Origin of the sequence: Streptomyces sp. NBC_01750, assembly GCF_035918095.1 — a bacterium.
GTDB lineage: Bacteria > Actinomycetota > Actinomycetes > Streptomycetales > Streptomycetaceae > Streptomyces.
The window spans coordinates 2409560-2432254 of record NZ_CP109137.1 but is presented as its reverse complement, the minus strand read 5'-3'; the positions used below and the strand labels follow the sequence as shown (position 1 = coordinate 2432254).

The 22695-nt window shown below is 69.5% G+C and carries 20 protein-coding genes; 10 read left to right on the top strand and 10 right to left on the bottom strand.

Annotated features, from left to right (window positions below; genetic code table 11):
* The first annotated feature begins 21 nt into the window (after nt 1–21).
* The 4 genes from lspA (at nt 22) to OG966_RS11040 (ending at nt 3868) form a co-directional block, all read left to right on the top strand.
* Nucleotides 22–588, top strand: coding sequence for a signal peptidase II (lspA, locus tag OG966_RS11055; protein WP_326649333.1), 567 nt, complete (start codon nt 22–24; stop codon nt 586–588).
* Between the two features lie 17 nt (nt 589–605).
* Nucleotides 606–1547: an RluA family pseudouridine synthase gene (locus OG966_RS11050; RefSeq protein ID WP_326649332.1), complete on the top strand. Its 942-nt coding sequence runs from the start codon at nt 606–608 to the stop codon at nt 1545–1547.
* A complete protein-coding gene (locus OG966_RS11045; protein WP_326649331.1) occupies nt 1544–2017 on the top strand; it encodes a GNAT family N-acetyltransferase in 474 nt (157 codons plus the stop codon). Before OG966_RS11050 ends, OG966_RS11045 begins: the two co-directional genes overlap by 4 nt.
* Nucleotides 2018–2281: 264 nt before the next feature.
* Nucleotides 2282–3868, top strand: a complete 1587-nt coding sequence (locus OG966_RS11040; protein ID WP_326649330.1) for a Na+/H+ antiporter — start codon at nt 2282–2284, stop codon at nt 3866–3868.
* Nucleotides 3869–3905: 37 nt separating this feature from the next.
* On the opposite strand, the gene OG966_RS11035 is transcribed toward OG966_RS11040, so the two are convergent.
* Complete coding sequence (locus OG966_RS11035) at nt 3906–5072, bottom strand: mechanosensitive ion channel family protein (RefSeq protein WP_326649329.1); 1167 nt, start codon at nt 5070–5072, stop codon at nt 3906–3908.
* Nucleotides 5073–5122: 50 nt separating this feature from the next.
* On the opposite strand from OG966_RS11035, the gene OG966_RS11030 reads away from it, so the two are divergent.
* Nucleotides 5123–5701, top strand: a complete 579-nt coding sequence (locus OG966_RS11030) for a dienelactone hydrolase family protein (RefSeq protein WP_326649328.1) — start codon at nt 5123–5125, stop codon at nt 5699–5701.
* Between the two features lie 61 nt (nt 5702–5762).
* Here the strand turns inward: OG966_RS11030 and OG966_RS11025 are convergent, their stop codons facing one another.
* The 5 genes from OG966_RS11025 to OG966_RS11005 form a co-directional block, all read right to left on the bottom strand.
* Entirely contained in the window at nt 5763–6713 is a 951-nt protein-coding gene (locus OG966_RS11025) for a zinc metalloprotease (RefSeq protein ID WP_326655161.1), read from the bottom strand.
* 348 nt (nt 6714–7061) lie between these two features.
* Complete coding sequence (locus OG966_RS11020) at nt 7062–8714, bottom strand: alkaline phosphatase D family protein (protein ID WP_326649327.1); 1653 nt, start codon at nt 8712–8714, stop codon at nt 7062–7064.
* A 266-nt stretch (nt 8715–8980) separates the two neighbouring features.
* The gene (locus tag OG966_RS11015; RefSeq protein ID WP_326649326.1) at nt 8981–9802 is read right to left on the bottom strand and encodes a DsbA family protein; all 822 of its coding nucleotides are present in this window, start codon (nt 9800–9802) and stop codon (nt 8981–8983) included.
* 57 nt (nt 9803–9859) lie between these two features.
* Nucleotides 9860–10546 (bottom strand): hypothetical protein, encoded by a 687-nt coding sequence (locus tag OG966_RS11010; RefSeq protein WP_326655160.1) that lies wholly within the window; start codon nt 10544–10546, stop codon nt 9860–9862.
* Nucleotides 10547–10656: 110 nt separating this feature from the next.
* A complete protein-coding gene (locus OG966_RS11005; RefSeq protein ID WP_326649325.1) occupies nt 10657–11991 on the bottom strand; it encodes a DUF2252 domain-containing protein in 1335 nt (444 codons plus the stop codon).
* A 196-nt stretch (nt 11992–12187) separates the two neighbouring features.
* Here OG966_RS11005 and dnaE point away from each other — a divergent pair, with 196 nt between their 5' ends.
* A complete protein-coding gene (gene dnaE / locus OG966_RS11000; protein WP_326649324.1) occupies nt 12188–15727 on the top strand; it encodes a DNA polymerase III subunit alpha in 3540 nt (1179 codons plus the stop codon).
* Nucleotides 15728–15831: 104 nt separating this feature from the next.
* Here the strand turns inward: dnaE and OG966_RS10995 are convergent, their stop codons facing one another.
* Nucleotides 15832–16014 carry a hypothetical protein gene (locus OG966_RS10995; protein WP_326649323.1) on the bottom strand — a complete coding sequence of 61 codons (183 nt, stop codon included), beginning with the start codon at nt 16012–16014 and terminating at the stop codon, nt 15832–15834.
* 250 nt (nt 16015–16264) lie between these two features.
* Between OG966_RS10995 and OG966_RS10990 the strand changes: the two genes are divergently transcribed.
* The 4 genes from OG966_RS10990 to OG966_RS10975 all read left to right on the top strand — a co-directional run bounded on the left by OG966_RS10990 (nt 16265) and on the right by OG966_RS10975 (nt 20119).
* Complete coding sequence (locus tag OG966_RS10990) at nt 16265–17500, top strand: NYN domain-containing protein (RefSeq protein ID WP_326649322.1); 1236 nt, start codon at nt 16265–16267, stop codon at nt 17498–17500.
* Between the two features lie 81 nt (nt 17501–17581).
* The gene (locus tag OG966_RS10985) at nt 17582–18556 is read left to right on the top strand and encodes an ABC transporter ATP-binding protein (protein ID WP_326655159.1); all 975 of its coding nucleotides are present in this window, start codon (nt 17582–17584) and stop codon (nt 18554–18556) included.
* A gap of 119 nt (nt 18557–18675) precedes the next feature.
* On the top strand, nt 18676–19404 hold the full coding sequence (locus tag OG966_RS10980) for an ABC transporter permease (protein WP_326655158.1): 729 nt from the start codon (nt 18676–18678) through the stop codon (nt 19402–19404).
* A gap of 34 nt (nt 19405–19438) precedes the next feature.
* Nucleotides 19439–20119 carry an ABC transporter permease gene (locus tag OG966_RS10975; protein WP_326649321.1) on the top strand — a complete coding sequence of 227 codons (681 nt, stop codon included), beginning with the start codon at nt 19439–19441 and terminating at the stop codon, nt 20117–20119.
* A 261-nt stretch (nt 20120–20380) separates the two neighbouring features.
* Here OG966_RS10975 and ybaK read toward each other — a convergent pair whose 3' ends face one another.
* Genes ybaK through OG966_RS10960 form a run of 3 tightly spaced genes read right to left on the bottom strand, consistent with a single transcriptional unit; the run spans nt 20381 to nt 22674 of the window.
* The gene (gene ybaK / locus OG966_RS10970; protein WP_326649320.1) at nt 20381–20884 is read right to left on the bottom strand and encodes a Cys-tRNA(Pro) deacylase; all 504 of its coding nucleotides are present in this window, start codon (nt 20882–20884) and stop codon (nt 20381–20383) included.
* Between the two features lie 15 nt (nt 20885–20899).
* Nucleotides 20900–21640, bottom strand: coding sequence for an LON peptidase substrate-binding domain-containing protein (locus OG966_RS10965; protein WP_326649319.1), 741 nt, complete (start codon nt 21638–21640; stop codon nt 20900–20902).
* 11 nt (nt 21641–21651) lie between these two features.
* Nucleotides 21652–22674 (bottom strand): hypothetical protein, encoded by a 1023-nt coding sequence (locus OG966_RS10960; protein WP_326649318.1) that lies wholly within the window; start codon nt 22672–22674, stop codon nt 21652–21654.
* Nucleotides 22675–22695: the final 21 nt, after the last annotated feature.

Sequence of the window (22695 nt, the reverse complement as noted above, 5' to 3'; positions counted from 1 at the left end):
CACCTAGGTTGAGGGACTCACGTGGCAGAGGCGGAGCGCACCATCGGTACGTCGAATCCAGCGGGAGCCGACGAGGCTGCGGCGCCCGCCGAGCAGCCCAGGGGCAGCCGCAAGATCGCTGTGCTGTTCGGCGTGGCGGTCGTGGCCTACCTGATCGACCTCGTCAGCAAGATGCTCGTGGTGGCCAAGCTGGAGCACCACGAGCCGATCGAGATCATCGGCGATCTGCTGAAGTTCGAGGCGGTCCGGAACCCCGGCGCGGCCTTCGGCATGGGCGAGGCCTTCACCGTGATCTTCACCTGTATCGCGGCGACGGTGATCATCGTGATCGCCAGGCTGGCGCGCAAGCTCTACAGCCTGCCCTGGGCGATCGCCCTCGGGTTGCTGCTCGGCGGTGCGCTCGGCAATCTCACCGACCGGATCTTCCGTGCGCCGGGCGTCTTCGAGGGGGCGGTCGTCGACTTCATCGCGCCCGCGCACTTCGCGGTATTCAACCTCGCCGACTCCGCGATCGTCTGCGGCGGCTTCCTGATTGTGATCCTGTCCTTCAAGGGGCTGGACCCCGACGGGACAGTCCACAAGGACTGACAAGGCATACTCGTCGGGTGAGTACAGTTCCCGAGATCCGCACCCTGCCCGTACCCGATGGCCTTGAGGGCGAGCGCGTCGACGCCGCCATCTCCCGGATGTTCGGGTTCTCCCGTACGAAGGCGGCCGAACTGGCAGCTGCCGGGAAGGTGCTGGTCGACGGTTCGGCCGTCGGAAAGTCCGAGCGTGTGCACGGCGGCGCGTGGCTCGAGGTGGAGATGCCTCAGGCGCCCGCCCCGGTACAGATCGTGGCCGAGCCGGTCGAGGGCATGGAGATCGTGCACGACGACGACGACATCGTCGTGATCATGAAGCCGGTGGGCGTGGCCGCGCATCCGAGTCCGGGCTGGACCGGGACGACGGTGATCGGCGGTCTCGCGGCGGCCGGGTACCGGATCTCGACGTCGGGCGCGGCTGAGCGGCAGGGGATCGTGCACCGGCTGGACGTCGGCACGTCCGGCCTGATGGTCGTCGCCAAGTCGGAGCGGGCGTACACCCTGTTGAAGGCGCAGTTCCGGGACCGGGTCGTGGACAAGCGGTACCACGCGCTGGTGCAGGGGCACCCGGACCCGATGAGCGGGACGATCGACGCGCCGATCGGCCGGCACCCGACCCACGACTACAAGTGGGCGGTCACGGCGGAGGGCAAGCCTTCGGTGACGCACTACGACCTGATCGAGGCGTACCGGGCGGCGTCTCTGCTGGACATCAAGCTGGAGACGGGGCGCACGCACCAGATCCGAGTGCACATGGCGGCGCACAAGCACCCGTGTGTGGGCGATCTGACCTACGGCGCCGACCCGACACTGGCGAAGCGGCTGGGACTGAGCAGGCAGTGGCTGCACGCGGTGCGGCTCGGCTTCGAGCACCCGTCGGACGGGCAGTGGGTCGAGTTCGGGAGCACGTACCCGGACGATCTGCAGGAGGCTCTGGACAAGATCGCGGCGGAGAGCGAGTGAGCGTTTTCGCGGTGCGTGAGGCGGTCGGCCCGGCCGACCGTGAGGCGTGTTTCGCGGTCCGGAAGGAGGTCTTCGTCGTCGAGCAGGGGGTGCCGGCGGAGATCGAGTACGACGCGTTCGACGCGGAGGACGCGGCCACGGTGCATGTCCTCGCGGTCGGCGCGGACGGGGTCCCGCTGGGTACCGGTCGCCTGCTCTACGGCCCGGACGCGGCGGGAAAGACCGGCGGTGACGATGCGGTGGGCTCGCTGGGCCGGCTCGCGGTGAGCAAGGCGGCGCGGGGACTCGGCGTGGGCGTGGCGCTGGTGCGGGGCATCGAGAGGGCGGCGCGGGAGCGCGGGCTGGCGGCGGTGGATCTGCATGCGCAGACGCAGGCGGTGGGGTTCTACGAGCGGCTGGGTTACGTGGCGTACGGGGCGGAGTTCCTGGACGCGGGGATCGGGCATCGGGCAATGCGCAGGGCGTTGTAGCCGAGGCCGGGGGCCGTTCCCCCGACCCGGAGGGCGGTGGCCTCGCGCCATCGGAGGGAGCCCCCGCAGCGCGCCGCCCAGCGTGCCCGGCCCCGTCAGGTCGGCAGGCCCCACCTCGTCCGGTCTTCCGTTGCGGGGACATCCCCCGGGCCCTCCGGGTGCGCGCCTGGTGCGGTGATCACGGCCGTTGGGGTGGTTGGGGCTATGTGCGTGGCAGGCTTGAAGTCTTGATCGTTGAGGTTTCGAGCCGCCGGAGGGCGCACCATGGATCAATTGGCGCTGCTGTTCCTGCTGTTGCTCGGGGCCGTGGTGACAGTGCCGCTGGGGGAGCGGCTCCGGCTGCCCGCGCCCGTGCTGATGACGGTCGGCGGGATCGTCCTGGCGTTCCTGCCCTTCGTACCGAATGTCGAACTGCCGCCGGAGTTCATCCTGCCGCTGTTGCTGCCGCCTCTGCTGTACGCGGCCGTACAGCGCACCTCCTGGCGGCAGTTCACGGCCAACATCCGGCCCATCCTGCTGCTCGCGGTCGCGCTGGTGTTCGTCACGATGGCGGCGGTGGCGGCCGTCGCCCACGCGATCGTGCCCGGGTTGCCGATCGCCGCGGCGTTCGCGCTCGGCGCGCTGGTGGCGCCGCCCGACCCGGTCGCGGCGACCGCGGTCGCCGGGTCGCTCGGGCTGCCGCGACGGCTGATCTCCATCCTGGAGGGGGAGGGGCTGTTCAATGACGTCACGGCGATCGTGCTCTACCACGTGGCGATCGCGGCGGCGGTGAGCGGAACGTTCTCATGGCCGGACGCGGCGGGGGACCTCGTGCTGTCGGCCGTGGTGGCCGTCGCGGTCGGGCTCGGGCTCGGCTGGCTCTCCAACAAGCTGATGGGCATGCTCGGCGACGCGACGCTGCAGATCGGCCTGTCGCTGATGGTGCCGTTCGTCAGCTATGTGCTGGCGGAGGAGTTGAAGGGGTCGGGCGTGCTCGCCGTCCTGACCACCGCGCTCTTCCTCGCCGAGCACACCGCCGACGCGGACGATGTGATGGGGCGGCTGGCCGGTACCACGTTCTGGCAGATCGTCGACATGCTGGTGACCGGGGTCGCGTTCGGCCTCATCGGCCTCGAACTGCACAACGTCTTCGGCACGGCGGGCGGGCGCGAGGTGCAGATTCTGGGCTGGAGCGCCGCGATCATCGGGGTTGTCGTGGTCGTACGGCTGCTGTGGCTGATGCCCGCGACGTGGCTCGCCAAGCGCCTGCACAAGCTGCGGGACTACGACGAGGAGATCCCCGTGAGCTGGCGGGAGACCGTCATCATGTGGTGGTCGGGGATGCGGGGCGTGGCGTCGGTGGCGCTGGCGCTCGCCATCCCGCTGAAGACGGAGAGCGGAGCGCCTTTTCCGGCCCGGGACGAGATCATCTTCATCGCGTTCGCGGTCATCCTGGCGACGCTTGTGCTCCAGGGTCTCACCCTGCCGTGGCTGGTCCGGCGACTCGGTGTGCGGGCGGACGCGGACGCGGAAGGCGAGCTGGAACGGAACCTCGCGATTCGCGCGGCGAAGGCGGCGAAACGCCGGCTCAGGGAGATCGAGGCGGTGGAGGACCTGCCCGAGGACATCAGCGAACGGCTGCTGCGCACGGCGTACGACATGGGGGCGAGGATCAGCCCGGACATCGTCGACGACGAGCGGCGCGAGTGGTTCGCGAAACGGGTGGAGCGCCTCAGGACGGTGCAGCGGATCCAGCGGGAGATGCTGTCGGCGGCGCGCCACGAGGTGCTCTCGGCGCGCAACGAACCGGGCGCGGACCCGGAGGTGGTGGACCGGATCCTGCGGCACCTCGACGTACGCAGCCTGCGGTGACGGGTGGGTGCGGCGGACGCAATGCGGCGACCGGACGTCAGCCCCGGCCCGTCCGCGGCTGCGTTCCTCCGGCGTGGTCTCCGTCGCTCCGCTCGGGACCCGGCTCCACGACCGGTGCGGGCTCCGGGCGGGCCAACCACGATCCGTTCGGCGGCAGCACACCCGGCGGCAGCACCCCCGGCGATGTCGCGATCCGCGGCAGCGCGTACGGATGCTTCTCGCACAGCCACGTGATCATCTGCTCCCGTACGGCGCACCGCGCCGTCCAGATGTCGTCGGCGTCCTTGGCCGTGACCACCGCCCGTACCTGCATCGTGCTCGGCGTGGTGTCCGTGACCGCCAGGCTCCAGTCCCGGCCGTCCCACGCCGCGCACTCCCGCAGGATGTCCCGCAGCTTCTCGCGCATCAGGGCCACCGGCGCCGAGTGGTCCAGATGGAAGAAGACCGTTCCGGTCATCTGCGCCCCGCCGCGTGACCAGTTCTCGAAGGGCTTGCTGGTGAAGTACGACACCGGCATGGTGATCCGCCGCTCGTCCCAGGTCCGTACCGCCAGGAACGTCAGCGTGACCTCCTCGATGACCCCCCACTCACCGTCCACCACCACCGTGTCCCCGATCCGCACCATGTCGCCGAAGGCGATCTGGAAGCCGGCGAAGAGATTGCCGAGCGTGGACTGTGCGGCGACACCGGCGACGATGCCGATGATGCCCGCGGAGGCCAGCATCGAGGCGCCGACCTTCTCCATGCCGGGGAAGGTCAGCAGCATCGCGGCGACCGCCACCACCACGACGACCGCGATGACGATCCGCATGATCAGCGTGACCTGCGTACGCACCCGGCGTACCCGGGCCGGATCGCGGGTCGAGGACGCGTAGCGGGCGTAGGTGGACTCCACGGCGGCGGAGACGATGCGTACCACCAGCCAGGCGCCGGCGCTGATCAGCACCAGCGACAGGATGTGCCCGATGCCGGCCTCCTGCTTCTCGATGAGCCGCCACTTCGTCTCGCGGTAGGACCCTCTCAGCAGGGCGGTGAGCAGGACGACCTGGAGGGGCAGCCGGCAGCGGCGCAGGAGCCCCCACAAGGGGGTCTCGGGGTGGCGGTCGTCCGCCCGGCGCAGCAGCAGGTCGACGACCCAGCCGAGCAGCAGGGTGAGCACGACCGAGCCACCGATCACGGTCAACGGGCGCAGTGCGTTCTCCATGACTCCCTTTGACTCCGTTTGACTCAGACACCAACTGGCAGGATGGCCGAATGAACATCATGCTTTTTCATTCGGTCTACGGTGTGCGTCCGGCGGTGCACGCGGCAGCCGAGCGGCTGCGCGCAGCCGGGCACCAGGTTCGCGTGCCCGACCTCTTCGAAGGGCAAACCGCCGAGACCGTCGAAGAGGGCAGGGAGCTCAAGGAGAAGATCGGCCAGGAGGAGCTGCTGCGCCGCGCGGTCCTGGCGGCCGCGCCCTACTCGGACGAGGGGTTGGTGTACGCGGGGTTCTCCCTCGGGGGCTCGATCGCGCAGAACCTCGCGCTGGGCGACGAGAAGGCCCGCGGGCTGCTGCTCATGCACGGAACGTCCGACATCGCGGAGGGTGCGAGTGTGGACGAGCTGCCCGTACAGCTCCATGTCGCCGACCCCGACCCGTTCGAGCCGCACGACTGGCTGAGTGCCTGGTATCTGCAGATGCAGCGGGCGGGCGCGGATGTGGAGATCTACCGTTACCCGGGTGCCGGGCATCTGTTCACCGACCCCGGTCTGCCGGACTACGACGAGGAGTCGGCCGAGCTGACCTGGCGGATCGCGCTCGGCTTCCTGGAGACGCTCCAGGAGGACTAGGTGTACTGCCCGGTGAGGTGGGGAACGGCTGCCCGCCGCGGGTGCGGCGGGCAGCCTTCGGTCAGCCCGCCCGGTAGGCGGTCCAGCTGTCCTTCATCCGCTGCACCTGACCCGCGGTGAACTGGTACATGCACGGGTCGTAGGTGTAGTCCATGAAGTTGTGGATCGGGTCCACACCGGTCTTGTTGGCGCAGCTGTCACGGCCGGTCGGGCATGCCGTCGCGGCGGTCTTCTCGGCCGGGGTGTCCGAGACGTAGTCGCCGCTGCCGGTGCAGCCGCCCTGGAAGGTGTGGTAGAGCCCCATCCAGTGGCCGACCTCGTGGGTGGCGGTGTCGCCCTCGTTGTAGTTGGTCGCGGAGCCGCCAGGCAGCGAGGTGTCGAGGACCACCACACCGTCGTCGGACGGGTCGGAGGAATACGAGGAAGGGAAGGTGGCCCAGCCGAGCAGGCCGCCGCCGAGGCTGGCGGTGTAGAAGTTGAGGGCGCCGGCGCCGCCCTTGCGCAGCTGCGACTTCATCGCCGTCTCGGCGGAGGAGCCCGGCTGGATGCCGTTGTACCAGGTGGAGTTGTCCGTGTAGTCCGTGCCGGCCAGCGAGAACTGGAAGCTCGAGTTGGTGTTGCCGGTGCCCTGGCCGGCGTAGGCCGCGTTGAGGACCGAGATCTGCCGGGAGATGTCGGTGGCGGTGAGCTTGCCGGTCGAACCGCTGTGGATGACGTGGAAGTAGACGGGGATGGTGGTCGCGGCGGCGACCGAGAGTCTGCGGCCGTCGGCCCGGGCCGCCCCGATTCTCTTCTTCAGATCCGCGTCCATGGCCTTGGCCTTGGCGGCGGTGACCTCGTTGGGCTCGTGGGCCTGGGCGTTGCCGACGGGGCGGGCCTTACGGGCGACCGCGCTCGTGCCGGTGTCCTCGGCGCATTCGTCGGAGACCTTGGACACCTTAGCGGCGGGTGCCTTGGCTGCGGCGACGCCCGCGGGGGCGGAGAGCGGTGAGAGGGCCAGGGTTCCGGCCATGATTGCCGTACCGAGTGCGCGGTTGCGCAAACGTGGCGATATTCGGGCAAGAGTAAGCACAGTGTCTCCTCGCGTGGGGGGTTGGGGAAGTGGCCTTTTTCTGGCCACCGCGGGGAGATTACGGGTGCATGACAGGGCCTGATGAGAGGTGATCAGGCCCAATCAACTCGCGTAGAACTGAGGACAACAGGGATAAACGCCTTTGTGTCATCCGGGGGTTGAGATCCCCGCGTAACACGTGGGGATACAGCGACGGGTGGTGTGTCCGTATTCAGGCCACGGAACACACCACCCGTCGTGGCGATGTGATCACTGGTTAACACATCGCGGTGTGGCTGGAATTCGCCGTCAGCGCACCGGCTGATTCACTCGCTCGACCTTCTGCGTTCCACTGAGCGTCCGGTAGGAGCGAGCCCACTTCGAGGTCGCGTCCTGCTTCGTCTTGTCGGACAGGACGTAGTAGTCCATCTGCGAGCGCTCGGCGGTGACGTCGAGTACGCCGTAGCCGTGCGAGTCCATGTCCAGCCACTTCACATGGCGGTTGGCCGCCTTGACGGCCGCGGAGGCCACCAACGAGACCGTGCCCGGCGCGACATGGAGGATGTCGTCCAGGTTGTCGGAGGTCACCGACGTTACCACGAACTCGGTCGCGGCGGACTGCGAGAGGGGATACGTCGCGGCCTTGACCGGGACGTCGTTCGCCCAGGCCATGTGGATGTCGCCGGTGAGGAAGACGGTGTTCTCGATGCCGCGCTGCGTCAGATGCGCGAGCAGCTCCTTGCGGTCGTCCGTGTAGCCGTCCCACTGGTCGACGTTGACCGCGAGGCCTTCCTTGGGCAGGCCGAGCAACTCTGCTATCGGGCCCAGCAGATGGGCCGGTACGGAGCCGAAGGCGACGGGCGAGATCATCACCGAGGTGCCGACCAGCTTCCACGCCGCGTCGGATCCGGCCAGACCGGACTTCAGCCAGTCCAGCTGGGCGCGGCCGGTGATCGAACGCTCCGGGTCGTCCACGCTGCCGTTGCCGATCGTCGTCTGCTGCGAGCGGAAGGACCGCAGGTCGAGCAGATGCAGATCGGCGAGCTTGCCGAAGCGCAGCCGACGGTAGACGGTGCCCTCGGTGGAGGCGCGTACGGGCATCCACTCGAAGTAGGCCTGGCGGGCGGCGGCGGCGCGGGCCGCCCAGTCGCCCTCGGTGCCCGGGGTGTGGTTCTCCGCGCCGCCCGACCAGGCGTCGTTCGCGAACTCGTGGTCGTCCCAGATCGCGATCACCGGATGCGCGGCGTGCAGTGCCTGCAGGTCGGTGTCCGTCTTGTATGTGGCGTGGCGGGTGCGGTAGTCGGCGAGCGTGATGATCTCGTTCTTCGGCGAGTGCTGCCGTACGACGTACTTCGGCTCCGGGTAGCCGCCGGTGGCGTACTCGTAGATGTAGTCACCGAGATGGAGGATCGCGTCGAGGTCGGCACGGGCGGCCAGATGCCGGTACGCGGAGAAGTAACCGGACTCCCAGTTGGCGCAGGAGACCACACCGAAACGGACACCGGGTGTGGCGGCGTCGGTGGCCGGGGCGGTGCGGGTACGGCCGACGGGGGAGAGGGCGGTACCCGAGGTGAAGCGGAAGTAATACGCGGTCGCCTGGCGCAGGCCCCTTACGTCAACCTTGACGGTGTGGTCGGAGGCCGCCTTCGACGTGGTGGTGCCGCGGGCGACGATGCGGGTGAAACCCTTGTCCTCGGCGACCTCCCAACCCACCGCGGTGTCCGGGCCCTTGCCCGAGCCGGGCACGGCGTCGGGGGTGGGCGTGATGCGTGTCCACAGCAGCACGCCGTCGGGCAGCGGGTCGCCGGAGGCTGTGCCGTGCAGGAAGGCCGGGGCCTCCTCGGTGGAGGCGGCGTTGGCGGAGGAGGCGGCCGCGAGGGCGGGAGCGGCGATGACAGCGGTGGCGGCGGCGGCCTTGACGACCGTGCGGCGGCTGGGAGTTGAGGAAAATCGACTGGTCACGGCCGATCAGACTACTGATCGGTAGGACGAATGGGTGAGCGAACGGCGAAAGTTCGCCGGGCGATGGCGAACGGTCTACCGCGGCGTTGCTCATGGGTCGGGTGGAGGCGTGGCGGTAACCGGGCAGAACAGGGTGAACGGGGTGAACAGGCGGAACGGGGCGGATGAGGTTTCCCCTGCAGCGCCGCTCCCCGAAGCGGGGGCGATTCGCAGCCCCCGGGGGGAGGTTGGGCGTGGGGACGACGCCCCCACGCCCCTCCGCGCGGTCAGGCCTTCAGAGCCTTGGCCATCGCCGCGTTGAACTGTTCCACCGCCATGGGCGGGTTCTTGCTGCCCTCCGCCGTGACCGTCTTGCCGTCCATCTTCAGCGTCGGCGTGCCCGTGACCCCGCTCTTGTTGAACGCGTCCGTCATCTTCATCGCCCACGCGTCGAAGGTCCCGTCCTCCACGTTCTTCTTGAACTCGCTGTTGTCCTTCAGCGCCGGCACGGTGTCCGCGATCTCGAGCAGATACGAGTCCTTGGAGAACTTGTCGTCCGTCTCCTTCGGGTGGAACTTCGCCGAGTACAGGGCGGTCTTGTACTCGGCGAACGCCTCCGGGCTCACATTCAGCGCCGCGCCCAGCGCGCTCAGGGCGTTCTTCGAGCCCTGGCCGTTGATGGACTTCGCGCCGTCGATGAACGTGGCACCGATGTACTTGATCTTGTACTTGCCGGCGTCGACATCCTTCTTCACCGTCGCGCCCACCGTCTGTTCGAAGCTCGCGCAGACCGGGCAGCGCGAGTCCTCGTACAGCTCCAGGGTCTTCTTCGCGGTCGGCTTGCCGATGACGACGGTCGTCCCGTTCTCACCCGTGGTGTTCTTCGGCGCGGTGACGTTCTTCTCGGCCTTCGCCGACTCCCAGTGGGTCGGCTTGTTGGCCTGCATGATCGCGTAACCGGCGCCACCCGCGATCGCGAGGACCAGGACCGTCGAGCCGATGACGATCAGCTGCCGGCGGGTCTTGTCCTTCCTGGCCTGGCGCTCACGCTCCTGGCGCAGCCGCTCGCGGGCCGCCGCCTTGTTGGCCTGGCTGTTGCGTGCACTCATGCTCATTCACTCCGTGTGATGTCGTATCAGGAGATACGGAAAAGGGGGACTGCGGGCTCAGCCGAAAACTGCGGCCGAGCGGGGTGGTCCCCGCCGTCCGACGGAGTGCACCAGCAGACGGGTGCCGGAGGTACGGGGCCGGCGCGGCGCGGGGCGCGCTCCGCGGCGTACGGAACGGTGGGCCGCGTCCACCGCTACGACCGTGAGCCGCAGCGGCCGGAACGCGAACGCGCCGACGGCCCGCACCAGTCCGGCCAGGGCCGACTCCCCGCGCCGCAGCCAGGCCGCGGCGAGCAGCCCGACCGACACATGTGCGGCGAGCAGCAGCCAGGGCAGGGCCGGGTCCGTGGAGTGCAGCAGCGCGGCCGCGCCCCGCTCGGGTACGCGCACCCCGGGCAGTGCCGTGCCGACGCTGCCGCCGCACAGCACATCGAAACCGACCGCGCGCAGCGAACCGGCGACCGGTCCGCCGCCGGGGCCGTAACAGACGTCCTGGCCGGTGGTGAAGACGGTGTCGGCGGCCAGCTCCAGTGGAACGAGCATGCCCGCGATCCGCCAGAAGCCACGCTCCCGGCCGCACAGCGCGTATGCGACGGCGAAGACTCCCGCCGCGAGTCCGGCGACGGTCGTCAGCTGCAGCGGGACCCGCGACAGCAACACATGGGAAGCGGCGGACAGCGTCACGACCAGTGCCGTGAAGATCGCTGCCCGCAGCCCCCTGAGCCGCGTCTCGCCCATGTCCATCACCGGGGAGTGTCCCATGCGTCCGTGTAAACGCCCCCTAAGGACCCGGCCTGCGCCCCGCCCGGACCGGGCAGGGACCGGGCCCGGACCCCGTCGGGATCCGGCCGGCCCTAGAGACCCGGAATCCTTCCGTTACGGAAGAGGTCCACGAAGATCTGGTGGTCCGCCCGCGCCCGCGCGCCGTAGCGGTGCGCGAACTCCACCAGCAGCTCGCCGAAGCCGTCCTCGTCGGCCGCGATCGCCGCGTCGATGGCCCGCTCCGTCGAGAACGGCACCAGCGAGTGACCGCTCTCCTCGTCCGCCGCGCCGTGCATCGTGGCCGTCGCCCGGCCGAGGTCGGCGACGACCGCCGCGATCTCCTCCGGGTCGTCGATGTCCGACCAGTCCAGATCCACCGCGTAAGGCGAGACCTCGGCCACCAGCTGGCCCGAGCCGTCCAGCTCGGTCCAGCCCAGCCACGGGTCGGCATGGTCCTGGAGCGCGCGCTGCGAGATCACCGTGCGGTGACCCTCGTGCTGGAAGTACTCACGCACGGTGGCGTCGGTGATGTGCCGGGAGACCGCCGGGGTCTGTGCCTGCTTCATATAGATCACGACGTCGTTCTCGAGGGCGTCGCTGTTGCCCTCGAGCAGGATGTTGTACGAGGGCAGGCCCGCCGAGCCGATGCCGATGCCACGCCGCCCCACGACGTCCTTGACCCGGTACGAGTCGGGCCTGGTCAGGCTGGATTCGGGAAGGGTCTCCAGATAGCCGTCGAAGGCGGCGAGCACCTTGTAGCGGGTGGCCGCGTCCAGCTCGATGGAGCCGCCGCCGGGCGCGAAACGCCGCTCGAAGTCACGGATCTCGGTCATCGAGTCCAGCAGCGAGAAGCGTGTGAGTGAGCGGGCGTCGCGCAGCACCTCGAGCAGGGGGCCCTCGGCGGTGTCCAGCGTGAAGGGCGGCACCTCGTCGTTCTTGGCGCCGGTGGCCAGGGCGTGGATGCGCTCGCGGTAGGCGGCGGCGTAGATCCTCACCAGCTCGGTGATCTGCTCGTCGCTGAGCGCCTTGGTGTAGCCGACCAGCGCCAGCGAGGCGGACAGCCGCTTCAGGTCCCAGGTGAAGGGGCCGACGTACGCCTCGTCGAAGTCATTGACGTTGAAGATCAGCCGGCCGTTGGCGTCCATGTACGTGCCGAAGTTCTCGGCGTGCAGGTCGCCGTGGATCCACACCCGGCCGGTGCGGTCGTCGAGGAACGGTCCGCCGTGCTGTTCCTGCTCCAGGTCGTTGTAGAACAGGCAGGCGGTGCCGCGGTAGAAGGCGAAGGCCGAGGCGGCCATCTTCCGGAACTTGACCCGGAACGCGGCCGGGTCGGCGGCCAGAAGCTCGCCGAACGCGGTGTCGAAAACGGTGAGAATCTGCTCACCGCGCTCTTCAGCTGTGACCTCGGCGGGTCGCGGTACCGACATCGCTGGGTGCCTCCTGGTGCATGACGAACGTGGGGGTCCCCCCAGCGGTGGCGAGGGGGAGGGCAGTTCCGCCCCTTCAACGGACGACGGTACCCGGGAGTGCCCGCCCACTGTCAGTGCGGAGACGTAGACTTCCAGGCTGTCCCCCCAGACTGTCCGCAGCCTGTCGTCCACCGTTCTCCGGAGGCACTCCGCCGTGACCAAGCCGCCTTTTACGCACCTTCACGTCCACACCCAGTACTCCCTGCTGGACGGTGCCGCGCGGCTCAAGGACATGTTCGACGCCTGCAACGAGATGGGCATGTCGCACATCGCCATGACCGACCATGGCAACCTCCACGGCGCGTACGACTTCTTCCATCAGGCCAAGAAGGCGGGCGTCACGCCGATCATCGGCATCGAGGCGTACGTCGCCCCCGAGTCCCGGCGGAACAAGCGGAAGATCCAGTGGGGTCAGCCGCACCAGAAGCGGGACGACGTCTCCGGTTCCGGTGGCTACACCCACAAGACGATCTGGGCGGCCAACAGGACCGGTCTGCACAACCTCTTCCGGCTCTCCTCCGACGCGTACGCCGAGGGCTGGCTGCAGAAGTGGCCGCGGATGGACAAGGAGACCATCGCCCAGTGGTCGGAGGGGCTCATCGCCTCCACCGGCTGCCCGTCGGGCGAGCTCCAGACGCGGCTGCGCCTCGGCCAGTTCGACGAGGCGCTCAAGGCGGCATCCGAGTACCAGGACATCTTCGGCAAGGACAAGTACTTCCTGGAGCTGATGGACCACGGCATCGAGATCGAGCGCCGGGTCCGCGACGGCCTCCTGGAGATCGGCAAGAAGCTCGGCATCCCGCCGATCGTCACCAACGACTCGCACTACACCTACGCGCACGAGGCCGGCGCGCATGACGCCCTGCTCTGCATCCAGACCGGCAAGAACCTCTCGGACCCGGACCGCTTCCGCTTCGACGGCACCGGCTACTACCTCAAGTCCACGGACGAGATGTACGCCGTGGACTCCTCGGAGGCCTGGCAGGAAGGGTGCGCCAACACCCTCCTGGTCGCGCAGCAGATCGACACCGAGGGGTGGTTCGAAGAGCGCAACCTGATGCCGAAGTTCGAGGTGCCCGAGGGCTACACCGAGGTGACCTGGTTCCGCGAGGAGACCATGCGCGGCATGGCCCGGCGCTACCCCGGCGGCATCCCGGACGACCGGCTCAAGCAGGTTGAGTACGAGATGGGCATCATCATCGACATGGGCTTCCCGGGGTACTTCCTCGTGGTCGCCGACTTCATCATGTGGGCCAAGAACAACGGCATCGCGGTGGGCCCGGGCCGGGGCTCCGCGGCCGGCTCGATCGTCGCGTACGCCATGGGCATCACCGACCTCGACCCGATCGAGCACGGCCTGATCTTCGAGCGCTTCCTCAACCCCGAGCGCATCTCCATGCCCGATGTCGACATCGACTTCGACGAGCGTCGGCGTGGTGAGGTGATCAGGTACGTCACCGAGAAGTACGGCGCCGACAAGGTCGCCATGATCGGTACGTACGGCAAGATCAAGGCCAAGAACGCCATCAAGGACTCCGCGCGGGTGCTCGGCTACCCGTACGCGATGGGCGACAGGCTCACCAAGGCGATGCCCGCCGACGTCCTCGGCAAGGGCATCGACCTCAACGGCATCACCGACCCGAAGCACCCGCGCTTCAGCGAGGCCGGCGAGATCCGCGGGATGTACGAGAACGAGCCGGACGTGAAGAAGGTCATCGACACCGCCAAGGGCGTCGAGGGCCTGGTCCGGCAGATGGGTGTGCACGCGGCCGGCGTGATCATGTCCAGCGAGACGATCACCGATCATGTCCCGGTCTGGGTCAGGCACACCGACGGCGTGACCATCACGCAGTGGGACTACCCGAGCTGTGAGTCGCTCGGCCTGCTGAAGATGGACTTCCTGGGCCTGCGGAACCTGACCATCATGGACGACGCCGTCAAGATGGTGAAGGCGAACAAGGGCGTCGAGCTCGACCTGCTCGCGCTCCCGCTGGACGACCCCACGACGTACGAACTGCTCTGCCGCGGTGACACGCTCGGCGTCTTCCAGTTCGACGGCGGCCCGATGCGTTCGCTGCTGCGGCTGATGAAGCCCGACAACTTCGAGGATATTTCCGCCGTTTCGGCCCTGTACCGTCCGGGCCCGATGGGCATGAACTCCCACACGAACTACGCGCTGCGCAAGAACGGGCAGCAGGAGATCACTCCGATCCACCCGGAGCTGGAGGAGCCGCTCAAGGAGGTCCTCGGCCTCACCTACGGCCTGATCGTCTATCAGGAGCAGGTGCAGAAGGCCGCCCAGATCATCGCGGGGTACTCGCTCGGCGAGGCCGACATCCTCCGCCGCGTGATGGGCAAGAAGAAGGCCGACGAGCTGGCGAAGAACTTCGTCCTCTTCCAGGCCGGCGCCAAGAAGAACGGCTTCAGTGACCAGGCCATCCAGGCCCTGTGGGACGTGCTCGTCCCCTTCGCCGGATACGCCTTCAACAAGGCGCACTCCTCCGCGTACGGACTGGTCACCTACTGGACCGCATATCTCAAGGCCAACTACCCGGCCGAGTACATGGCCGCGCTGCTCACCTCGGTCAAGGACGACAAGGACAAGTCCGCGGTCTATCTGAACGAGTGCCGCCGCATGGGCATCAAGGTGCTGCCGCCCAATGTGAACGAGTCGCAGTCCAACTTCGCGGCCCAGGGCGACGATGTGATCCTCTTCGGTCTCTCCGCCGTCCGGAACGTCGGCACGAACGTCGTCGACTCGATCATCCGCTGCCGTAAGTCGAAGGGGAAGTACGCGACCTTCCCGGACTTCCTCGACAAGGTCGAGGCGGTCGTGTGCAACAAGCGAACAGTCGAATCGCTCATCAAGGCCGGGGCCTTCGACGAGATGGGCCACACCCGCAAGGGCCTGGTCGCGCACCACGAACCGATGATCGACAACGTGGTCGCGGTCAAGCGCAAGGAGGCCGAGGGCCAGTTCGACCTCTTCGGCGGGATGGGCGAGGAGGACAGCAGCGAGCCGGGCTTCGGCCTCGACGTCGAGTTCTCCGACATCGAGTGGGACAAGTCGTATCTGCTCGCGCAGGAGCGCGAGATGCTCGGTCTCTACGTCTCCGACCATCCGCTCTTCGGTATCGAGCATGTCCTGAGCGACAAGACGGATGCCGCGATCTCCCAGCTCACCGGCGGTGAGCATGCGGACGGTGCGGTCGTCACCATCGGTGGCATCATCTCCGGCCTGCAGCGGAAGATGACCAAGCAGGGCAACGCCTGGGCGATCGCGACCGTGGAGGACCTGGCCGGCTCCATCGAGTGCATGTTCTTCCCGGCGACGTACCAACTGGTGTCGACCCAGCTCGTCGAGGACACCGTGGTGTTCGTCAAGGGACGGCTCGACAAGCGCGAGGACATCCCGCGCCTCGTCGCCATGGAAATGCAGGTCCCCGACATCTCCTCGGCAGGGACCAACGCCCCGGTGGTCGTCACCATTCCGACGGTGAAGGTCACCCCGCCGATGATCAGCAGGCTCGGTGAGATCCTCAGCCATCACAGGGGCAACACCGAGGTGAGGATCAAGCTGCAGGGCCCCCGCAAGACCACGGTGCTCCGGCTCGACCGGCACCGAGTCCAGCCGGACCCGGCTCTCTTCGGCGATCTGAAGGTGCTGCTCGGCCCGTCCTGCCTGGCCGGCTAGTTCGGGTACAGAGGCACACGCGCAGAGGGCACACGCGAAGGCCATACACGCGCAAGGGGCGCGCCCGTCGTCACGGGCGCGCCCCTTGCGGCTTTGCTGCGCGATCAGTTGTGGCCGAAGCGCCGCTGGTGTTTACGGGCAACATCCGCCGGACTTCCCTGGGCCTGCGACTGCGGCTGCGCATGGGACTCGTAGGCGGTGGACTTGGCCTGCTCGCCACCGTGCTCGGCGGCGGAGGGGCGGTCCTGCTGCTGGCTGCTCTGCTTGCGGTTCTTGTTCTTGGCCATGGTGTGCCTCCTGTGGGATTTCTCGGGGCCAGGGCCGCTGTCAGACTCACATACCGGCAGAACTGCCGCATTTTGGATCATTGCGGTGGGTAAAGGGCCCATGTCGCGCCATGTGCCGCGTTCCGCCACGCCGATGATCGAGTTCCGGCCGTTAACCCTCCCGTGGTCGGGCAGACTCCAAGGAAACCCGGAACAATCCCCGATCCGGAACCTTCCCCGATCCCGAAGTTCCCGAAAGAGGGTGGAACGCGTGGACCGCTGCGTTGTCCTGGTGGACGCCGGATATCTACTGGGCGCTGCCGCGAGCCTTCTCGCCGGAGAACCGGCGCGTTCCCGGATCACCGTCGACCACGCCGCCCTCATCCAGGGCCTGCGCGACCTCGCCGAAGCCGATACCCAGCGACCGTTGTTGCGTATCTACTGGTTCGACGGCGCCCCCGACCGCGTACCGCAGCCGGAGCACCGGCGGCTGCGCGTCATGCCGCGGGTGACGGTCAGGCTCGGCGCACTGACCCGCAGCGACGGCCGCTGGGCGCAGAAGGGCGTGGACGCGGCCATGCACGCCGAGCTCACCGAGCTGGCCAGAAATCGCGCTTGCTCGGACGTCGTGCTGGTGACCGGGGACGGAGACCTGCTCCCCGGGCTGATGTCCGCCAAGGAGCACGGCGTGGCCGTGCATCTCTGGGCGGTGCAGGCCGCCGACGGCGACTACAACCAGTCCGAGGATCTGGTCGCCGAGGCCGACGAGCGGCGGGTGCTGGACCGGGTGTGGATCACCAGGGCCGTGCGACCCAAGGAGCTCACCGGCATCTGCGCGCCGCCGCCCGTGCCCCGCCCCGAGATCGCGGCGATCCTCTCCGCGCCGCTGCCCGAGTCGGCGCTCGCCGCTTCGCAGGAGCGGTCGGCCGAGGCCGTACACAACGGATCGCAGCCCGCGACCTCCGAGAACGGCGTCGAGGCTCCGGTCACCGCCTCCACCAAGGGCGTCCCCACCCCCAAGGACCTGGCGAGCCTGCGCGCGCCGAGCCCGCTCACCGGACCGCAGCCGACGAGCGCCACCCTGCGCTGGTCCTCCGACAAGGGCTGGGTCGAGCGCCCCGGTGGCAACGGCGGCGCGCTGGGCGAACCGGCGGAGACCGCGTCGCTGCCGACACTGGCCCAGCTCACCAGCGCCGAGCAGCGCTGGGCCGACCGCGAGGAGGACATCACCACGGTCGGCGGCGACCCCTTCGAGGTCGGACAGGTGTTCGCCCGGCGCTGGATGGAACGGCTGCCGGAGTCCAGCCATGTGCAGAAGCTGTCCACCATGTACCCGCGGATCCCGCACCGCATCGACGGTGAACTGCTGCGGTACGCGGCCCGCTTCGGGCTGCTGGCGCACAAGGACGACCAGATCGACGAGCACGACCGCTATGCGATCCGGGCCGGATTCTGGCGCGAGATCGACGTACGGGCGGCCGCCGAGCATGCGCCGGCGGGTGAGTAGCGTCGCGACGGCACGGCAGTAGCCGGGGCCCGAGGACGTTCCGGGCGGCCGGACCCCGTAGTCTCGTACCTCGTGAGTACGGTGTGCGTGGTGCGGGATCTCGTCAAGACGTACCCCGCCGTGCGCAGCAGGCGGGGTACGCCGGGGACTCCTGAGGTGCGTGCCACCGATGGGATCTGTCTCGATGTCCGACGCGGCGAGATCTTCGGCCTGCTCGGGCCCAACGGCGCCGGCAAGTCCACCCTCGTACGACAGTTCACCGGCCTGATGCGCCCGGACGCGGGCAGCGTCGAGGTGCTCGGCCACGATCTCGTACGCCACCCGGAGCGGGCCTCCCGGCTCATCGGCTATCTCGGGCAGGAGTCCACCGCGCTCGACGAGCTGACCGTCGCGCTCGCCGCCGAGACGACGGGACGGCTGCGCGGACTGTCCGCGCGGGACGCACGGGCCGAGCGCGACGCCGTACTGGAGGAGCTCGGGCTGACCGGGATCGCCACGCGCCCCCTGAAGAAGCTGTCCGGCGGGCAGCGACGGCTGGCCTGCTTCGCGACCACGCTGGTCGGAGAGCGGCCGGTGCTGGTACTGGACGAGCCGACCACCGGCATGGACCCCGTCGCCCGGCGAGCGGTATGGGCCGCGGTCGACCGGCGGCGCGCGGAGCACGGCGCGACCGTGCTGCTCGTCACCCACAACGTCATCGAGGCCGAGACCGTCCTCGACCGGGTCGCCGTACTGGAACGGGGCCGTGTCATCGCCTGCGACACCCCGACCGGGCTGAAGGAACACGTCGCGGGCGAGGTACGGGTCGAGCTGGTGTGGCGCGAGCGGGCACCGCTGGATGTGCCCGAGGTCGCCGCGCTGTACGGGTCCGCGCAGGAGTCCGGGCGCCGCTGGGTACTCAGGCTCGCGCCGGACGAGGCACGGGCGGCGGTCGCGGCGGTGACGGGCGGCGCGGCGTTCGCGGCGCTCGACGACTTCACGCTGGCCACGCCCAGCCTGGAGGACGTGTACTTGGCGCTCGGCGGGAACGCGATGAAGGGGCTGGTCAAGGCGTGAGCACCGTGCGCGCGGAGGCGGTGGCCGGACAGACCGAACAGGTCGGACAGGCCGGACAGACCCGAGCGGAGAGCGGGGCCGCGCCCGCGGCCGCCGCGCCGCTCGCGCCGCGGGCGCGGCTGCTGCCGGCGCTCGGTGCCGTGTACCGCGCGCAGCTGTCCCGGGCACGGGTCGCCCGGATCCCGCTGCTCTTCGTTGCGACCTTCCAGTCGATCGGGATCATGGTCCTGATGCGCGGGGTCGTCGACGGCGGCGCGGAGGCGCGGGCCGTCGTCGCGGGGTCCAGCGTGCTCGTCGTCGCCTTCGTCGCGCTCAATCTGCTCGCCCAGTACTTCGGGCAGCTGCGGGCCAGCGGCGGCCTCGACCACTACGCCACGCTGCCGGTGCCGCCGGCCGCGGTGGTGCTCGGCGCTGCCGGCGCGTACGCCTCCTTCACCGTGCCCGGCACGGTGGTCACGGCGGTGGTCGGCAGCGTGCTGTTCGAGTTGCCGCTGACACATCTATGGGTGCTGGCCGCGGTGATCCCGCTCGCCGGTGCGGCTCTCGCCGGGCTGGGCGCGGCGCTCGGGCTGCTCGCGCCCCGCCAGGAACTTGCCACGCTGCTCGGCCAGTTGGGGATGTCCGCGGCGCTGCTGCTGGGGGTGCTGCCGGCCGACCGGCTGCCGGGACCGATCTCGTACGCACGTGATCTGCTGCCCTCCACATACGGCGTGGAGGCGCTCGCCAGGACTTTCGACGACCATCCGGACTGGGCGGTCGTCGGGCTCGATCTTGCGGTCTGCGCGGTCGTCGGTGTCGTCTCGCTGACGGTCGCGACCTGGGCGTACCGGCGGGCGGCGGTCCGGTGAGGCGGCCTTCCGGCACGCCTGGCACGATGGCGGTGTGACCGCACCTCTGACACCGCCCCACCAGCCTCATCAGCCTTCGCCGGACAATGGCCCCTGGCGGTCGCCGCCGACGGGTCACGCGTCCTTGCACACGAAGGACGCTACGGACGCGGAGGAGAATCCCGAGCTGAAGACCGACCTGCGGGACGCGGCCGTGGTGCTCGTGGCCGTCGCGATTCTGGGCGTGGCACTGGGACTGCTGTGGCTCTGGCTGGCGCCGCGGGTGCCGCTGATCTCGAACGGCAAGGCGGTCTTCCTCAAGGACACGGAGGGCGAGGAGGCGGTGGGCGCGGACGGTACGTTCGTGCTGCTGGCACTCGCTTTCGGCGCAGTCAGCGCAGCGGCGGTCTTCTGGTTGCGCAGGCGCGGCGGCATCGCGCTGGTGGTGGCGCTGGCCGTGGGCGGACTGCTGGGCTCGCTGCTGGCGTGGGGCATCGGTGTGTGGTTCGGCCCCACGCACGATGTGGTCGCGCATGCGAGGGCGGTCGGCGAGGGGGTGACCTTCGACGCGTACCTGGAGCTGAGGGCGAAGGGGGCGCTGCTGGCGTGGTCGGTGGCGGCGATGGTGGTCCACCTGGCGCTGACGGCCCTGTTCGGTCCGCGGGACCCGGAACCGGAGTGGCCCTCGCAGTACGGGGCGCCGGGGCGGGTGCCGCCGGGGGACGGCAAGGCGTGATGCCGGGGGAGTCTCCCCGGGCCCGTCCGCTTCGGTGACAACGCCCGGGGTCCTCTGGGCCCCTGAAGGCGCGGCGGCCTCGCGCGGCGGGTGCGGGGATGCTCTCCCCCGGCCCGAGCTGTCAGGCCGGGCGGCGGCCGTGGTTCGCCCGGTGCTTGCGGATGCGCCACTTCCGTTTGCGGGTGCGTTTGGACATGCGCCGTCCTCTCCCGTCGGACCGTTCCTACGGTCGTAGCCGAGGACAGCCGCCCCGTCGAGCCCCTACGCGCGCCCGATCGGTGCCAGTACCGCCGACGTCAGCGTCCGCAGGTCCGCCGGGGAGAGTTCGACCTCCAGGCCGCGGCGGCCCGCCGAGACGCAGATCGTGGCATGGGCGGAAGCCGACGCGTCCAGGACCGTACGCAGACGCTTCCGCTGGCCCAACGGCGAGATACCGCCCCGGACATAGCCTGTCGTACGTTCCGCCGCCGTCGGGTCCGCCATCGTCGCGCGTTTGCCGCCGACCGCCGCCGCCAGCGCCTTGAGGTCCAGCAGGCCTGCCACCGGGACCACCGCCACGGTCAGTTCACCGTCGACGTCCGCGACCAGGGTCTTGAAGACCCGGTCGGGGGAGATGCCGAGAGCCTCGGCCGCCTCCTCGCCGTACGAGGAGGATGCCGGATCGTGGTCGTACGCGTGCACGGTGAACTCCGTGCCCGCGGCGGCCAGCGCCACCGTGGCGGGCGTGCCCCCGGGGCCGCCGGACTTCCTGGTTTTTTTCGGCACCGCAGGCTGCTCCCGTCAGTTGGGGCTCGTCGGCGCCCGGGTCAGATCGACCGCGGGCAGCGACGGAAGATGGCGGATCACCGCGGTCTCCGAGCGCAGGAGCGTCAGCTCCTCCCGCAGACGGGTCGCCGTGTCCGGGGCCTGCAGCAGCCGCTGCTTCGCGGGAGTGTCCAGTACGGCCGCCGCGGCGACCAGATACGAGACCACCGACGGTTCGTCGGGCAGATCGGCCGCGGTCGACAGCGAGCGCTCACGTGCGCCGGCCAGCCGTTTCTGGTAGCTGCGGAAGGCCCGCAGCACGCCCTCGGCGAGCGCGCCCGCGCCGTCCCCCGAGTCCTCCGGGATCTCCTCGAGCTCGGCCGTCAGATACGGGCCGCTCGCGTCGACCGAGAGAAGCTTGACCCGCGTCGTCCCCGTCGCGAGCACCTCGAAGCTGCCGTCCGCGCGTTCGCGGATCGTTGCCGCGTCCGCGACACAGCCCACTGGGTGGAAGGCCTGGATCGGGTCGGAGCCGAAGCCCGCCGCCGGGCCGCGTTCGGGCAGCGCGGTCGGGTCCGGCATGCCGGGCGCTGTCGGCGCGACCTCGCCGCCGTCGCGGATGGCGACCACGGCGAAACGGCGGGGCTCGGACTCGTCCGTCTTCAGCAGCTCGCGCATCATGGCGCGATACCGCTCCTCGAAGACGTTCAAGGGCAGGACGAGGCCCGGGAACAGGACTGAGTTCAGCGGAAAGAGGGGCAGACGTGCGGTGGTCACAACGGTCAAGCCTAATGGCCGAAGGACCAGCTTCGTCCGGCCTGTCCACGCAGTGGCATGGATGAGGCGATCTGGATCCGTACTCCGTCCCTCGCATCGAGGAACCGGCCCAGCGGATCGTCGGTCACCAAGTTCCAGGGGAAGGACGTGGCGTACGGGCCGATCAGCCGGAACTGCTCCAGCGCCTCCGCCCACCGCCCGCGCCCCACCAGAACGTAGGTCAGCAGATTGCGTACCTCGGCCGGCCAGGGATCCCCGGCCTCGTAGTCGGCGGAGAGGGCGATCGCGAGATCCGCCGCCGCGTCGATCCGGTCGTCCTGGACGGAGGTGGTCTCCCCGGTCAGCAACTGCGCGAAGGCGGCGCGCACCGGCAGCGCCTGCACCAGTGAGCCCGGCAGCGCGTCCGCCGCCGCCTGCTCGGCGAAGTCGAAGCACTCGCGGTGTGAGCCGTACCACTGGGCGGACAGATACTGCAGCGCCGCGACATGGCAGCCGTAATGGTGCGAGGAGCGGCGCACCGCCTGCTCCCAGAGCGACTCGAAGGCCGTGTGTGTCGCATGCGTCCCGCGCGCGTGGTCCAGCGAGATGCGCCACGGCACGGGGTCGTTCGCATCCCCGTCCGCCGCCGCGTCGATCAGCGGCCCGACCTCCCGCAGCCGCTCGCCGCGCGCGGGCGACTCCCAGGCCTTGCGGACCGCGAGTTCGGCCTTGAGGACCAGCGCGTCGGGGTCGCGGGGCGCGGCGGCGAGCCAGCTTGTCAGCCACTCGTCCCGGTTCAGTGCGAAGGTCGCGAGCCGCGTGACGTACCGGTCGCGGTTCTCCCACTCGGCGCCCTCGCGCGTGGTGGCGAGCAGCTTGGCGGCCGGCTCGTACTCGCCGAAAGCGGCCGCGACCAGCGCCGGGCCCAGCCGCTCGTCGGGGGCGTCGAGCAGCACCGCGGCGTCCGGCGGCAGGCCGTCGGCGAGCTGCGGCGTATGACGGATCATGCGCGCGGTACGGATCAGGGCGCGGAGCAATGACATGGTGTGGACCATTGAAAACTGCAGGTCCAAGGC